Below are 14,243 nucleotides of genomic sequence, written 5' to 3'. Positions count from 1 at the left end.
CCGGGCAGGGCCCAGGAACCGGGCGCCCGGTTCCTGGGCCTACGCTGAACATATGAGCAACCACAGCGGGCGCGGCAGGGTCGCGGGGCTTCCGATATGGGACCGCTGTGCGGTCATGGGGGTCGTGAACGTGACCCCCGACTCCTTCTCCGACGGCGGCCGCTGGTTCGACACGACGTCCGCCGTCAAGCACGGCCTGGACCTGGTCGCCGAGGGCGCCGACCTCATCGACGTCGGCGGCGAGTCCACCCGGCCCGGCGCGACCCGCGTGGACGAGGCCGAGGAACTGCGGCGGGTGGTCCCCGTGGTGCGCGGCCTCGCCTCGGAGGGCGCCGTCGTCTCCGTCGACACCATGCGCGCCTCGGTGGCCGAGCAGGCCCTCGCGGCCGGCGCCGCGCTCGTCAACGACGTCAGCGGCGGACTCGCCGACCCCGCGATGATCCCGGTCGTGGCCGCCGCCGGAGCCCCGTTCGTGGTCATGCACTGGCGCGGCTTCCTGGCGGGCGCGAACGTCGAGGGCGCGTACGACGACGTGGTCACCGAGGTCATGGACGAACTCCAGGCGCGCGTGGAGGCGGTGCTGAGCGGAGGCGTGGCCCCCGACCGGATCGTGGTCGACCCCGGCCTCGGCTTCTCCAAGGAGGCCGAGCACGACCTGACCCTGCTCGCCCGCCTCGACCGGCTGCACGCCCTCGGGTACCCGCTGCTCGTCGCCGCCTCCCGCAAGCGCTTCCTCGGCCGGGTCCTGGCCGGCCCCGAGGGGGCACCCCCGCCGGCCCGCGAGCGGGACGCCGCCACGGCGGCCGTCTCGGCACTCGCCGCAGAGGCCGGGGCGTGGGCGGTGCGCGTGCACGAGGTGCGCGCGACGGCGGACGCGGTACGGGTCGCGCGCGCCGTGGAAGGAGCGCGCACGACCAACTGCACAACCAACTGCGCGCCCGGCGCCGACCGCGCGGGCAAGGGAGCCCGGTGAGCGCCCCGCACACCGATGTCGAGCAGGTCGAACGCGCCAACACCGCCTTCTACGAGGCGATGGAACGGGGCGACTTCGACGAACTGGCCTCGCTCTGGCTCTCCCCGTCGGACCTCGGCGTGGACGAGGAGTACCACGACCCGGCGGACACCGGCGTCGTCTCCTGCGTGCACCCGGGCTGGCCGGTACTCACCGGCCGCGGCGAGGTCCTGCGGTCGTACGCGCTGATCATGGCGAACACGGACTACATCCAGTTCTTCCTCACCGACGTCCATGTCTCGGTCACCGGTGACACCGCCCTGGTGACCTGTACCGAGAACATCCTCAGCGGCGGCCCCGCCCCCGAGGGCGGCGAGGAGCTCGGTCCCCTCGTGGGGCAGCTGGTCGTCGCCACGAACGTGTTCCGGCGCACCCCGGACGGCTGGAAGCTCTGGTCCCACCACGCCTCACCGGTTCTGGCCGAAACCGACACGGACGACGAGGACACCACTCCGGCCTGAGCGGGTAGGCGCCCCAAGAGACCAAGAAGTGGTTGGAATCACGAACTCGCGGGTAGGTGGGGCTACCAACCCATGAGCCACCGGGTTCCCCGGGGGAAACGCAGGATGAACCCTCCCGGCCCCGGCCGCCGGTCTCGCCCCCGAGGCCCGGTTCTGTCAGTGCCCGCAGGTAGATTCGTCTGAGGCCGGTGTGCCGTCCACACACGGCACGGACCGGCCGTTACCGACGATTGCAGGAGTGATTCGCGTGGATCGTGTCGCGCTGCGCGGCCTGAGGGCCCGCGGGCACCACGGCGTGTTCCCCAAGGAGCGCGAGGAGGGCCAGACCTTCATCGTGGACCTCGTCCTTGGTCTGGACACCCGGCCGGCCGCGGCCGACGACGACCTGGCGAAGACCGTGCACTACGGCGTCGTGGCCGAAGAGATCGTGGCCGTGGTCGAGGGCGAACCGGTGAACCTCATCGAGACGCTCGCCGAGCGCATCGCCCAGGCGTGCCTGAAGCACGAAGGGGTCATGGAGGTCGAGGTCCGCGTGCACAAGCCGGACGCGCCCATCACCGTCCCCTTCGACGATGTGACCGTCACCATCACCCGGAGCCGAGTATGACCGCATTCTTCACCCAGGGCCCCAGCGACCCGACCGTACAGCCGGTACCCGCCTCCGTCGTCGAACAGGTCGACGCCGCCGACACGACGCTGAGCAACCCCAAACGGGCCGTGATCTCCCTCGGTGCCAACCTCGGCAACCGCCTGGAGACCCTCCAGGGCGCCGTCGACGCGCTGGAGGACACCCCGGGCGTCCGGATCAAGGCCGTCTCCCCGGTGTACGAGACGGAGCCGTGGGGCGTGGAGCCCGGCAGCCAGCCGTCGTACTACAACGCGGTCGTGGTCCTGAAGACCACGCTGCCCCCGTCCTCCCTGCTGGAGCGGGCGCACGCCGTGGAGGAGGCGTTCAACCGGGTGCGCGAGGAGCACTGGGGCCCCCGCACGCTCGACGTCGACATCGTGTCGTACGCCGACGTGGTCTCCGCCGACCCGTCCCTCACGCTGCCCCACCCGCGCGCCCATGAGCGGGCCTTCGTCCTCGCCCCCTGGCACGACGTGGACCCCGAGGCGCAGCTTCCCGGACGCGGTCCGGTGGCCGGTCTGCTCGACATGGTGACCCTTCAGGGTGTCGAAGCACGCAAGGACCTGGAACTCCGACTGCCCGAGTAGTCGTTAAGGTCATGGGCCGGGACGATCACCGGCCCGGCCACACATACCGCGGGGGAGCTGAAGGAACACCGTGAGAGAGCTGCGCATCAGGGTGCTGGTCGGCGTGTTCGTCGTCGCCGGGATCCTGTCCTGGGCGGGCGCCCGCCTCTGGAACTCGATCGGGACCCTTCCCAGCGTCCCCCTGGCCGCCCCGGTCGTCCTCGCGCTGATCGCCGCGGTGCTGCTCGCCACCGCGGTCTCGCTGCGCGCCCGGCTCAAGGCCCAGCGCGAGCGCCGCCCCGGCGCCAAGGGCGTCGACCCCATGATGGCCGCCCGCGCGGTCGTCTTCGGCCAGGCCAGCGCCCTCGTCGCCGCGCTGGTCGCGGGTATGTACGGCGGCACGGGCGTCTTCCTGCTGGAACAGCTCGACATACCGGCCCGCCGCGACCAGGCCATCTACGCCGGCGCCTCGGTCCTGGCGGCTCTCGCCGTCATAGCGGCCGCCCTGTTCCTGGAGCGCGTCTGCAAGCTCCCGGACGACGAGGACCGCGACCGCCCGAGGGCGGAACCCGCCGCGTGAGCCTCAGCGGGCCAGTATCAGGCTCATCGCCTCGGCACGGGTCGTGGCGTCCCTGAGCTGGCCCCGCACGGCGGACGTCGTGGTCTTCGCGCCCGGCTTGCGGATGCCCCGCACCGACATGCACATGTGCTCCGCCTCCACCACCACGATGGCGCCCCGCGCCTCCAGGATCCGCATGAGCGAGTCCGCGATCTGAGTGGTCAGCCGTTCCTGCACCTGCGGACGGCGCGCGTAGACCTCCACCAGCCGGGCCAGCTTGGACAGGCCCGTGATCTTGCCGCTCTCGGCCGGGATGTAGCCCACGTGGGCGACCCCGTGGAACGGCAGCAGATGGTGCTCGCACAGGGACACGATCTCGATGTCCTTCACCAGGACCATCTCGTCGTGACCCAGGTCGAACGTCGTCGTCAGCACCTCCTCGGGCTGCTGCCGAAGCCCCGCCAGAAGCTCCCGGTAAGCCCGCGCGACCCGCCCCGGTGTCTCCTTCAGTCCCTCGCGGTCCGGGTTCTCGCCGACCGCTATCAGAAGCTCGCGTACCGCCTTCGCGGCGCGTTCCTCGTCGAACTCGCCGATGGCACCCTCGCCGTCGAGCGTCACGGGGTCGATCATCTGATGCCTCGTTCCTGTGTTGCGTGCGGACATCCGCGTCTCACGTGCGTACATACGAAATGCCGCGCCCCCCAGGCTAGAACCTAGTGGGGCGCGGCATCCATTCCGCGGGTCGGCTGCTCGCCGGTCAGCTCTCCGGACGGTCCTCCGGGGCCTGCTCCGTCACCGGGGCGGACTCGGCGGCCGTGGACTTCACGGTGGTGATCGCCGGGGCCGCGCCGTTCGCGCCGTTCGTCAGTGCCAGCTCCTTCGGGGAGAGCACCGGCGGCCGGGTGGACGGCGTACGGCGGGAGGAACCGGTCCAGGCGGGCCGGGCCGGGCGCTTGACGATCTGGGCGAAGACCTCGGCGATCTCCTCCTTGCCGAGCGTCTCCTTCTCCAGCAGGGCGAGGACGAGGTTGTCGAGGACGTCGCGGTTCTCGACCAGGATTTCCCAGGCCTCGTTGTGCGCGTTCTCGATGAGCTTCTTGACTTCCTCGTCCACCAGGGCGGCGACCTCTTCCGAGTAGTCGCGCTGGTGGGCCATCTCACGGCCGAGGAACGGCTCGGTGTTGTCGCCGCCGAACTTGATGGCACCCAGGCGCTCGGTCATGCCGTACTGGGTGACCATCGCGCGGGCGGTGGCGGTGGCCTTCTCGATGTCGTTCGCGGCACCCGTGGTCGGGTCGTGGAAGACCAGTTCCTCGGCCGCGCGGCCGCCCAGCATGTAAGCCAGCTGGTCGAGCATCTCGTTGCGCGTGGTTGAGTACTTGTCCTCGTCCGGAAGCACCATCGTGTAGCCGAGGGCGCGACCTCTGGACAGGATCGTGATCTTGTGGACCGGGTCGGAGTTCGGGGAGGCCGCCGCGACCAGGGCGTGTCCGCCCTCGTGGTACGCGGTGATCTTCTTTTCCTTGTCCGACATGATCCGGGTCCGCTTCTGCGGGCCCGCCACGACGCGGTCGATCGCCTCGTCCAGCATGCTGTTGTCGATCAGCTTCTTGTCGCTGCGGGCGGTGAGCAGCGCGGCCTCGTTGAGGACGTTGCTCAGGTCCGCGCCGGTGAAGCCCGGGGTGCGGCGGGCGACGGCCGCGAGGTCGACGTCCGGGGCGACCGGCTTGCCCTTCTGGTGGACCTTGAGGATCTCCAGACGGCCCTGGAGGTCCGGCGGGTCGACCGCGATCTGGCGGTCGAAGCGGCCCGGGCGCAGCAGGGCGGGGTCGAGGATGTCGGGACGGTTCGTGGCGGCGATGAGGATCACGCCGCCCTTGACGTCGAAGCCGTCCATCTCGACCAGCAGCTGGTTCAGGGTCTGCTCGCGCTCGTCGTGACCACCGCCGAGGCCGGCGCCGCGATGACGGCCGACCGCGTCGATCTCGTCCACGAAGACGATCGCCGGGGCGTTCGCCTTGGCCTGCTCGAACAGGTCGCGGACTCGGGAGGCACCGACGCCGACGAACATCTCGACGAAGTCGGAGCCCGAGATCGAGTAGAAGGGCACTCCGGCCTCGCCGGCGACGGCGCGCGCCAGCAGCGTCTTGCCGGTGCCGGGGCGGCCGTACAGCAGTACGCCCTTGGGGATCTTGGCTCCGACGGCCTGGAACTTCGCGGGCTCCTGGAGGAACTCCTTGATCTCCTGGAGTTCCTCGACGGCCTCGTCACAGCCCGCGACGTCCGAGAAGGTCGTCTTCGGGGTGTCCTTGGTGATGAGCTTCGCCTTCGACTTGCCGAAGTTCATCACCCGGGAGCCGCCGCCCTGCATCTGGTTCATCAGAAACAGGAAGACGACCACGATGAGGACGAAGGGCAGCAGGGACAGCAGCACTCCGACGAAAGCGTTCTGCTTCGTCGGGGAGACGGTGTACCCCTTGGTGATCTGCTTGTCCTGGTACTTGGTCTGCAGCGTGTTGGCGATGGTCACGCCCTGGTCGCCGATGTAGCTCGCCTGGATCTTCGAGCTGCCGTCGACCTTCACGCCGTCCTTCAGCGTGACCTTGATGTTCTGCTCGTCACCGGTGGTGAGCTTGGCCGACTCGACCTTGTTGTCGTTGATCGCTGCAACGACCTCGCCGGTGTCCACCGTCTTGTAGCCGCCGGACGAGCCGACGACCTGCATCAACACGACCACGGCAAGGACGGCCAGCACGATCCACATGACCGGCCCACGGAAGTATCGCTTCACGTCCATCCATACGGAGCGGAGCCCGCTCCGTCCCTCCTGCCATAGTGAGTTTGATAAGACAGTTCTTCTGACGGTACCCCAGCATTGTTGCGCGAAGCCGCACAGGACCGCTGCCAATCCCGTCTCTGCATGCTCCAACGGCGCGAAACCCGCTGGGGTTCCCGGTCATCGGGCAAGCTTCGCCCCGCTGGGCTCAACCGCCGTAGACGTGGGGCGCGAGCGTACCGACGAACGGGAGGTTGCGGTACTTCTCGGCGTAGTCGAGGCCGTAGCCCACGACGAACTCGTTGGGGATGTCGAAGCCGACCCACTCCACGTCGATGGCGACCTTGGCGGCGTCGGGCTTGCGCAGCAGCGTGCACACCTTCAGGGAGGCGGGCTCGCGCGAGCCGAGGTTGCTGAGCAGCCAGGACAGGGTCAGGCCGGAGTCGATGATGTCCTCGACGATCAGGACGTGCTTGCCCTTGATGTCGGTGTCGAGGTCCTTGAGGATCCGCACGACACCGGAGGACTGGGTACCCGCGCCGTACGACGACACGGCCATCCAGTCCATGGTGACGGGGGTGGACAGCGCCCGCGCGAGATCCGCCATGACCATCACCGCGCCCTTGAGCACGCCGACGATCAGCAGGTCCTTGCCCGCGTACGCCGTGTCGATCTTCGCGGCCAGCTCGGCCAGCTTCGCGTCGATCTCTTCTTTGCTGATGAGTACCTGCTTGAGGTCGGCACCCATGTCGTTCGCGTCCACCCGCATCACTTTCGGTCGTCCCACCGGCCGGTCCGGGCCACCACCGCGCCCCCGGCTCGAGGGCGTGCGACCCGTGTTACCGGGTCCGGTGGGAGGTTCGGATTCAGCCTTGCCGGATCACCAGTCTGCCACCCTGCCGCTGAGCGACGACCCTGCCCGGGAGATTGATCGCTCCCTGGCCGCGCCAGCCGGTGATCAGCCGGTCGATTTCCTCGATGTGCCGGGCGAACAGCGAACCGGCCGGAGCACCCGCCCTGATGGCCGCACGGCGCAGGACACGGCGCCGCACGGCGGGCGGCAGCGCGTAGAGCTTGGCGCACTCGAGCAGCCCGGTGGCGTCGCACACGGTGGACTCGGCCTGGCCGGCCCAGGCGTCGAGGGCGTCGGCGTCGTCGCGGGAGAGCTGGGCCGTCCGGGCGAGGGCTTCGACGACACCCTTGCCGAGGGCCTTCTCCAGGGCGGGCAGGCCCTCGTGGCGGAGCCGGGAGCGGGTGTAGGCCGGGTCGGCGTTGTGGGGGTCGTCCCACACCGGGAGCGACTGGGCCATACAGGCCTTGCGGGCGGTCTGCCGGTCGAGCTGGAGGAAGGGACGCCGGTAGCGGCCGCCGGCCCCTGAGACCGCGGCCATACCGGACAGTGAGCGGATGCCGGAGCCGCGGGCGAGGCCGAGCAGGACGGTTTCGGCCTGGTCGTCACGGGTGTGGCCGAGCAGGACGGCGAGGGCGCCGTGCCGGATCGCCGCCGCGTCGAGGGCCGCGTAGCGTGCGTCACGGGCGGCGGCCTCGGGGCCGCCCTCCCGGCCCACGGTGACGGCCACGGACTCGACCGGGGCGAGGCCGAGTTCGCCGAGCCGCTGGACGACCTCGTCGGCACGCAGGTCGGAGCCGGGCTGAAGGCCGTGGTCGATGGTGACGCCGCCGGCACGGATGCCGAGCTTGGGCGCCTCGAAGGCGAGGGCGGAGGCGAGCGCCATGGAGTCGGCGCCGCCGGAGCACGCCACCAGCACGAGCGGGGACGGGGAACGCTCGTGGCCGGGACCGGCGTGGCCGGGGTGTTCTGTGTTGAGGATGTCATGGAGGACGCGGCGGACCGCCAGGCGTATCGCCGCGACCGCGGGATGGGGACCCATTGTCCGGTTCCCTTCAATGAAGTTGTCGGGAGGTGAACCCGAGCTCGGTCACTCAGAGTGTGTAAATGGTGACAGAAACGGGCCGTACCCCGAGCATCGCACGCCTACCCATGGCTCACGGTCCCTCGGACGGGTGATTGGCGGGGCGTTCTCCTGCCGTCGGCCGGTTTCGGTTCATGGGTTCGCGGCGCCTCAGGGCTCTGTCCTGCGGTGCACCCGTGCGATCCAGTCCGTCGGCTTGGCGATCTCGGCCTTGGTCGGCAGAGTGTTCGGGGAGGTCCACACCCGGTTGAAGCCGTCCATACCGACCTGGCCGACGACGGCCCGCACGAACCGTTCGCCGTCCCGGTACTGCTTGAGCTTGGCGTCCAGGCCGAGGAGTCTGCGCAGCGTCATGTCCAGGCGGGAGGCGCCCTTGGCGCGGCGCTGCTGGAACTTCTCGCGGATCTCCGCGACGCTCGGTACGACGTCCGGGCCGACTCCGTCCATCACGAAGTCGGCGTGACCCTCGAGGAGGGACATCACGGCGGTGAGTCGGCCGAGGATCTCGCGCTGGGCCGGGGTCTGCACGAGTTCCACGAAGGACCGTCCGCCGTCGTCCGCGTCCGACTCGGGGCGGCCCCCGGCGAGCGACTGGGCGGCGTCTCGGAGGCGTTCGAGGACGGTCATGGGGTCGACGTCGGTCTCCGCGAGGAAGGACTGGATCTCGCCCTCCAGGTGGTCGCGCAGCCAGGGCACCGCGGTGAACTGCGTACGGTGCGTCTCCTCGTGCAGGCAGACCCACAGCCGGAAGTCGTGGGGCTCCACGTCGAGTTCGCGCTCCACGTGGACGATGTTGGGCGCGACCAGCAGCAGCCGTCCGCCGCCGTTCTCCCCGGTCGGCAGTTCCCGGCCGGCCGGAGCGAAGGTCTCGTACTGGCCGAGGACGCGGGAGGCGAGGAACGACAGCAGCATGCCGAGTTCGACGCCGGTCACCTTGCCGCCCACGGCGCCGAGGACCGCGCCGCCGGGGGTGCCGCCGCGTCGCTCCTGCATCTTGTCGAGCAGCGGTTTGAGGATCTCCCGGAATCCGGCGACGTTGGCCCGGACCCAGCCCGGCCGGTCGACGACGAGCACCGGGGTGTCGTGGACCCCGTCGGTGCCCATCCGGGTGAAGCCGCGGACGTGCTCCTCCGAGGCCTTGGCGTGCCGGCGCAGTTCCGCGACGATGGCGCGCGCCTCGTCACGGCTCACCTCCGGCCCCGGCCGCACGAGCCGGGTCGCGGTCGCCACCGCGAGGTTCCAGTCGACCATCCCAGAAGCAGCGCCACCGATGCTCGTCATGCGTCAACCGTACGTGAGCGTTCCCACTTGGGGCAGGGCGTGCGCTGGGCGTGCCCTGTGACTGTGTGACTGCCCGCGTGGACGTCGGGGACGGAGGCGACGGCGGCGGCGAACCGGGTCACCAGTCCGCCAGCGCCGTCGCCGCTCGGTCCAGCGCCGCCTGGGCGTCCAGGGGGCTGGTGGTGTCCGAGGCCAGGAAGGCGAAGGCGAGGAGCCGGCCGTGCTTGTCGACCACCGTGCCGGCCAGCGTGTTGACGCCGGTCAGGGTGCCCGTCTTGGCCCGTACGACACCCGCCGCGCCGTCGGTGTAGCGGGCGGCGAGGGTGCCGGTGAAGCCCGCCACCGGGAGTCCGGTGAGCACCGGGCGCAGGCCGGGGCGGCGTGCCGAGCCGGCCTCGCCGAGCAGGGAGGTCAGCAGGTCCGCCGTGAGCCGGTCCGCGCGGTCCAGGCCGCTGCCGTCGCGGAAGCTCGCACCGGCCGTCGGCAGACCCAGCTTCCGCAGCCGGGCGCCGATCGCCCTGCCGCCGCCCTCGAAGCTCGCCCGCTCACCGCTCGCGAGGGCCGTGTGGCGGGCCAGGGCCTCGGCGATGTCGTTGTCGCTGTTGGTCAGCATGCGTTCGACCAGGGCGGACAGCGGGGGCGAGGAGACGCTGGCGAGGGTGATCGAGCGCTTGGTGGCCTTGGAGGGGCCGGGGGCCGTCGTCCTGATGCCGGAGTCGGCGAGGAAGCCGGCGAACTTCGCGGTCGCGTCGGCCGCGGGATCGGCCACCCGGGTCACCGGGCCGCTGGTCGAGCCGTCGGTGCGGCCCTCGTCGGCCATCAGGGCGCTGACCGGGGCGATGTTGTCGTTGACGCCGATGGGGTGCAGCGCCGGGCCGGTGTACAGGGTGGTGTCGTAGGACAGGGTGACCTGCCGGATCCCGCGCTTCTTCAGGGCGGCGGCGGTACGGTCCGCGAGGGCCCGCAGCCCGGCCCAGCCGCCCGTCGTCCGGTGCGCGGTGAGCGTCGGATCGCCGCCGCCGACCAGGACGAGTTCCCTGGTGTCGGGTTCCAGGGCGGCGCGGGTGGTGAGGCGGTGGTCGGGGCCCAGGGCCGAGAGAGCGGCGACGGCGGTGGCGATCTTCGTGGTGGAGGCGGGTGTGCGGGCCGTGGCGCCGCCCGCGTCGTACAGCCGCCTGCCGGTGGCCACGTCGACCACCGCCGCGGTGTGGGAGCCACCGAGTTCCGGGACGTCGAGGAGCGGGGCCAGGACGTCCGCGAGGGGCTGCTCGCCGGGTGGGTCGTTCTTGGTGATCACGGTCTGGGCGGCGCCGTCCAGACCGGTCAGGACGGGCACGGCGCTCGGCGCGGGCCTCGGTCCCTCGTGCCGCGCGGCGCGGCCGTCGGCGTGATCTGCGCCACCCGACCCCTCCTGCCCGGCGGCCCGCTCGCGCTCGGCCGTACGCTGACCGTTGCCCTCCCACGGCCCGGCGGTGGCCGCCACACCAGAGGCCAGCGCCAGCCCGGCGAGGGCCGCGCCCGCGCTGAACTGCCAGGTTTTCACGGGCCGCGAGCCGGAAGTCCGTGCGACTGCCGCAAGCCGTGCCAGGCATGGCCGTACGGCGCCCGCGATCCGCTGCACATGCGGCACCGCGGCGCGCCAAGGCTTCAGTTCTGGCACAACCACCAGCCCCTTTCGCGATCACACACCTGCGTGAGGGACACTTAATCACCAGAACTATGTGCTGATCATGGAGGAGCCACCGGTGGAGTTCGACGTCACGATCGAGATCCCGAAGGGTTCGCGGAACAAGTACGAGGTGGACCACGAGACCGGTCGGATCCGCCTGGACCGTCGCCTCTTCACCTCGACCGCCTACCCGACCGACTACGGCTTCGTCGAGAACACCCTCGGCGAAGACGGCGACCCGCTGGACGCGCTGGTCATCCTGGACGAGCCGACCTTCCCGGGTTGCCTGATCAAGTGCCGCGCGATCGGCATGTTCCGTATGACGGACGAGGCGGGCGGCGACGACAAGCTGCTGTGCGTGCCGGCCACCGACCCGCGTGTGGAGCACCTGCGTGACATCCACCACGTGTCGGAGTTCGACCGTCTGGAGATCCAGCACTTCTTCGAGGTCTACAAGGACCTGGAGCCGGGCAAGTCGGTCGAGGGCGCCAACTGGGTGGGCCGCGTCGAGGCCGAGGAAGAGATCGTCCGGTCGTACAAGCGCTTCGAGGAGGAGGGCGGTCACTGACCCCCCCCTCGCCGTACGAACGGGCCGCACGCGCGAGTGTGCGGCCCGTTCGCATTCGTGTGCCCTGTGCGCATACTGAGGCGTGTCGGAGTGCCGTTCAGGGAGTGCTGGCAGTGACGGACGCGGAGGACCGCAAGCCGCAGTCGGACGAGGCGAGGAGCGCGTACGACCCCGAGATCACGTCCGAGTTCGCCATCCCGGAGGGGCTGGCTGTCCTCAGAACCTCCGGTGACCCGGAGACGACCTCCGAATTCGCCGTGCCGGAAGGCATGGGCGCCCCGCAGGCGCCCGGCGCCGAGCCGGAGGGTTCGGCGTTCAGCCTGCCGAACACCTACAACGCCAGGCAGGTCTCGGCCGCCTTCACCCCGCCCACGGGCATACCGGTCGTCAGCCTGACCAAGGACGCGCCCTGGCAGGACCGAATGCGCGCGATGCTGCGCATGCCGGTGGCGGAGCGGCCCGCGCTGGAGCCGGTGCAGAAGGCGGACGAGGCCGGACCCGCCGTGCCGCGCGTGCTCGACCTCACGCTGCGTATCGGCGAGCTGCTGCTGGCCGGCGGCGAGGGCGCGGAGGACGTGGAGGCCGCGATGTTCGCGGTCTGCCGGTCGTACGGGCTGGACCGCTGCGAGCCGAACGTCACCTTCACGCTGCTGTCGATCTCGCACCAGCCGTCCCTGGTGGACGACCCGGTGACGGCCTCCCGGACGGTACGCCGCAGGGGTACCGACTACACGCGGCTCGCGGCCGTCTTCCAGCTGGTGGACGACCTGACCGACCCGGAGACCCATGTCTCCCTGGAGGAGGCCTACCGGCGCCTCGCCGAGATCCGCCGTAACCGTCACCCCTACCCGGGCTGGGTCCTGACCGGGGCGAACGGGCTGCTGGCCGGTGCGGCCTCCGTGCTGGTCGGCGGTGACCTGCTCGTGTTCGTGGCGGCCGCGCTGGGCGCGATGCTCGGCGACCGGCTCGCCTGGCTGTGCGCGGGTCGCGGGCTGCCGGAGTTCTACCAGTTCACGGTGGCCGCGACACCGCCCGCGGCGATCGGTGTGGCGCTCACGCTGGCACACGTCGACGTGAAGGCGTCCGCGGTGATCACCGGTGGGCTGTTCGCGCTGCTGCCCGGGCGGGCGCTGGTGGCGGGCGTGCAGGACGGGCTGACGGGCTTCTACATCACCGCGGCCGCGCGCCTGCTGGAGGTGATGTACTTCTTCGTCGGCATCGTCATCGGTGTGCTGCTCGTGCTGTATTTCGGTGTGAAGCTGGGCGGCCCGCTCAACCCGGAGGCCGCGATCCAGGCCTCCCACCGGCCGCTGATCCAGATCGGCGCGTCGATGCTGCTGTCGCTGACCTTCGCCGTGCTGCTCCAGCAGGAGCGGTCCACCGTGCTGGCGGTGACCCTCAACGGGGGCGTCGCCTGGTCGGTGTACGGCGCGATGCGCTTCGCCGGGGGCATCTCGCCGGTGCTGTCCACGGCGGTGGCGGCGGGGCTGGTCGGGCTGTTCGGGCAGCTGCTGTCGCGGTACCGGTTCGCGTCCGCGCTGCCGTACACCACCGCGGCCGTCGGGCCACTGCTGCCGGGTTCGGCGACCTACTTCGGGCTGCTGTCCATCGCGCAGAACGACTTCGACCGGGGGCTCGTGTCGCTTGCCACCGCCGCTTCGCTGGCCATGGCGATCGCCATCGGGGTGAACCTGGGGTCGGAGATCTCGCGGATGTTCCTGCGGTTCGGTTCCGCCGGCAAGCGGCGGGCCGCGAAGCGGACGAGGGGCTTCTGAGGGGCGTCAGGGAGCCCGGTGGTTTCCCTGGTTCTGGTTGCCCTGGTCGTAGCTGCCCTGGTTGTGGCTGCCCTGGCTCTGGTCGTACGGGTACTGCTGCTGCGGGGCGTAGTACTGGTTGTCGTGGCCCTGGTAACCCTGCTGGGGCTGGTGGGGCTGCTGGTAGTTCTCGTACGGCTGCTCGTACGGCTGCTCATAGGGCTGCTGGTACGGCTGCTCGTACGTCGGCTCTATGCGGCGCAGCTGGGTCGTGGCGTCGTCCATGACCGGAGGCACCGGGAACTGCTGCTGGGCCGGCGGGTCGGCGGGCGGGGTCTTCTTGTCCTTGGCGCGGGCCCGCAGGAACTCGATGGCGATCGGGACCACCGAGATGAGGACGATCAGGATGAGGATCGCCTCGATGTTCCTGTTGACGACGCCGATGTTGCCCAGCCAGGAGCCCAGCAGGGTGACGCCCGCGCCCCACAGGACGCCGCCGATCACGTTGAAGGTCAGGAAAGAGCGGTACCGCATGCCGCTGACACCGGCGATGATCGGCGTGAACGTGCGCACGATGGGCACGAAGCGGGCCAGGACCAGGGACTTCGGGCCGTACTTCTCGAAGAACTCGTGCGCCTTGGCGACGTTCTCCTGCTTGAAGAGGCGGGAGTCCGGGCGGTTGAACAGCGACGGGCCGACCTTCTTGCCGAACATGTAGCCCGCCTGGTCGCCGAGGATCGCGGCGACGCAGATCAGGACGATCGCGCCCCACAGCGGGAAGTCCAGCTTCCCGGAGGTGATCAGCAGACCACATGTGAACAGCAGCGAGTCACCCGGCAGGAAGAACCCGATGAGCAGGCCCGACTCGGCGAAGACGATCAGGAGCAGGCCCCAGATGCTGTACGTGTCGAGCAGATACTGCGGGTCCAGCCAGCTCGGGCCGAGGGCGAGGGTCGTCACGGTTCCGGGCTCCTGAGGGGTGAAGGCGGTACGGCGTCCTGTGCACGGCCGCACAAAGCTATCAACGCGAAGTGT

14 protein-coding genes are annotated in these 14,243 nt (G+C 70.5%); 7 read left to right on the top strand and 7 right to left on the bottom strand.

The annotated features are described in order from the left end of the window. The first annotated feature begins 52 nt into the window (after window positions 1-52). The 5 genes from folP to ACIPK3_RS11830 all read left to right on the top strand — a co-directional run bounded on the left by folP (window position 53) and on the right by ACIPK3_RS11830 (window position 3,247). The gene (gene folP, locus ACIPK3_RS11850) at window positions 53-973 is read left to right on the top strand and encodes a dihydropteroate synthase (RefSeq protein WP_402568545.1); all 921 of its coding nucleotides are present in this window, start codon (window positions 53-55) and stop codon (window positions 971-973) included. After that, window positions 970-1,473 (top strand): nuclear transport factor 2 family protein, encoded by a 504-nt coding sequence (locus ACIPK3_RS11845; RefSeq protein WP_402568543.1) that lies wholly within the window; start codon window positions 970-972, stop codon window positions 1,471-1,473. The genes folP and ACIPK3_RS11845 overlap by 4 nt, the downstream gene beginning before the upstream one ends. A gap of 247 nt (window positions 1,474-1,720) precedes the next feature. Next, window positions 1,721-2,080, top strand: a complete 360-nt coding sequence (gene folB, locus ACIPK3_RS11840) for a dihydroneopterin aldolase (protein ID WP_402568541.1) — start codon at window positions 1,721-1,723, stop codon at window positions 2,078-2,080. After that, on the top strand, window positions 2,077-2,688 hold the full coding sequence (folK, locus tag ACIPK3_RS11835) for a 2-amino-4-hydroxy-6-hydroxymethyldihydropteridine diphosphokinase (RefSeq protein WP_402568539.1): 612 nt from the start codon (window positions 2,077-2,079) through the stop codon (window positions 2,686-2,688). The genes folB and folK overlap by 4 nt, the downstream gene beginning before the upstream one ends. A gap of 70 nt (window positions 2,689-2,758) precedes the next feature. After that, on the top strand, window positions 2,759-3,247 hold the full coding sequence (locus ACIPK3_RS11830) for a DUF3180 domain-containing protein (RefSeq protein WP_402568538.1): 489 nt from the start codon (window positions 2,759-2,761) through the stop codon (window positions 3,245-3,247). 3 nt (window positions 3,248-3,250) lie between these two features. Here the strand turns inward: ACIPK3_RS11830 and folE are convergent, their stop codons facing one another. The 6 genes from folE to dacB all read right to left on the bottom strand — a co-directional run bounded on the left by folE (window position 3,251) and on the right by dacB (window position 10,883). Next, window positions 3,251-3,856, bottom strand: coding sequence for a GTP cyclohydrolase I FolE (gene folE, locus ACIPK3_RS11825; RefSeq protein ID WP_402568536.1), 606 nt, complete (start codon window positions 3,854-3,856; stop codon window positions 3,251-3,253). A 127-nt stretch (window positions 3,857-3,983) separates the two neighbouring features. Beyond that, entirely contained in the window at window positions 3,984-6,023 is a 2,040-nt protein-coding gene (ftsH, locus tag ACIPK3_RS11820; protein WP_402568534.1) for an ATP-dependent zinc metalloprotease FtsH, read from the bottom strand. Between the two features lie 187 nt (window positions 6,024-6,210). Next, entirely contained in the window at window positions 6,211-6,771 is a 561-nt protein-coding gene (gene hpt / locus ACIPK3_RS11815) for a hypoxanthine phosphoribosyltransferase (RefSeq protein WP_402568685.1), read from the bottom strand. A 97-nt stretch (window positions 6,772-6,868) separates the two neighbouring features. Next, window positions 6,869-7,894 carry a tRNA lysidine(34) synthetase TilS gene (gene tilS, locus ACIPK3_RS11810; RefSeq protein ID WP_402568532.1) on the bottom strand — a complete coding sequence of 342 codons (1,026 nt, stop codon included), beginning with the start codon at window positions 7,892-7,894 and terminating at the stop codon, window positions 6,869-6,871. Window positions 7,895-8,086: 192 nt separating this feature from the next. Continuing rightward, a complete protein-coding gene (locus tag ACIPK3_RS11805) occupies window positions 8,087-9,217 on the bottom strand; it encodes a zinc-dependent metalloprotease (protein WP_402568530.1) in 1,131 nt (376 codons plus the stop codon). A 118-nt stretch (window positions 9,218-9,335) separates the two neighbouring features. Beyond that, on the bottom strand, window positions 9,336-10,883 hold the full coding sequence (dacB, locus tag ACIPK3_RS11800) for a D-alanyl-D-alanine carboxypeptidase/D-alanyl-D-alanine-endopeptidase (RefSeq protein ID WP_402568528.1): 1,548 nt from the start codon (window positions 10,881-10,883) through the stop codon (window positions 9,336-9,338). Window positions 10,884-10,962: 79 nt separating this feature from the next. Here dacB and ACIPK3_RS11795 point away from each other — a divergent pair, with 79 nt between their 5' ends. Then, window positions 10,963-11,454: an inorganic diphosphatase gene (locus ACIPK3_RS11795; RefSeq protein WP_402568684.1), complete on the top strand. Its 492-nt coding sequence runs from the start codon at window positions 10,963-10,965 to the stop codon at window positions 11,452-11,454. Between the two features lie 113 nt (window positions 11,455-11,567). Next, the gene (locus tag ACIPK3_RS11790; RefSeq protein ID WP_402568526.1) at window positions 11,568-13,229 is read left to right on the top strand and encodes a threonine/serine exporter ThrE family protein; all 1,662 of its coding nucleotides are present in this window, start codon (window positions 11,568-11,570) and stop codon (window positions 13,227-13,229) included. Between the two features lie 6 nt (window positions 13,230-13,235). Here ACIPK3_RS11790 and ACIPK3_RS11785 read toward each other — a convergent pair whose 3' ends face one another. Next, a complete protein-coding gene (locus ACIPK3_RS11785; RefSeq protein ID WP_402568524.1) occupies window positions 13,236-14,168 on the bottom strand; it encodes a VTT domain-containing protein in 933 nt (310 codons plus the stop codon). Between the last annotated feature and the right edge of the window lie 75 nt (window positions 14,169-14,243).

The sequence above is a fragment of the Streptomyces sp. NPDC086787 genome (assembly GCF_044745865.1).
Taxonomy (GTDB): domain Bacteria; phylum Actinomycetota; class Actinomycetes; order Streptomycetales; family Streptomycetaceae; genus Streptomyces.
Note: the sequence above shows the minus strand (reverse complement) of the source record. Positions and strands in the feature narration are given on the sequence as shown.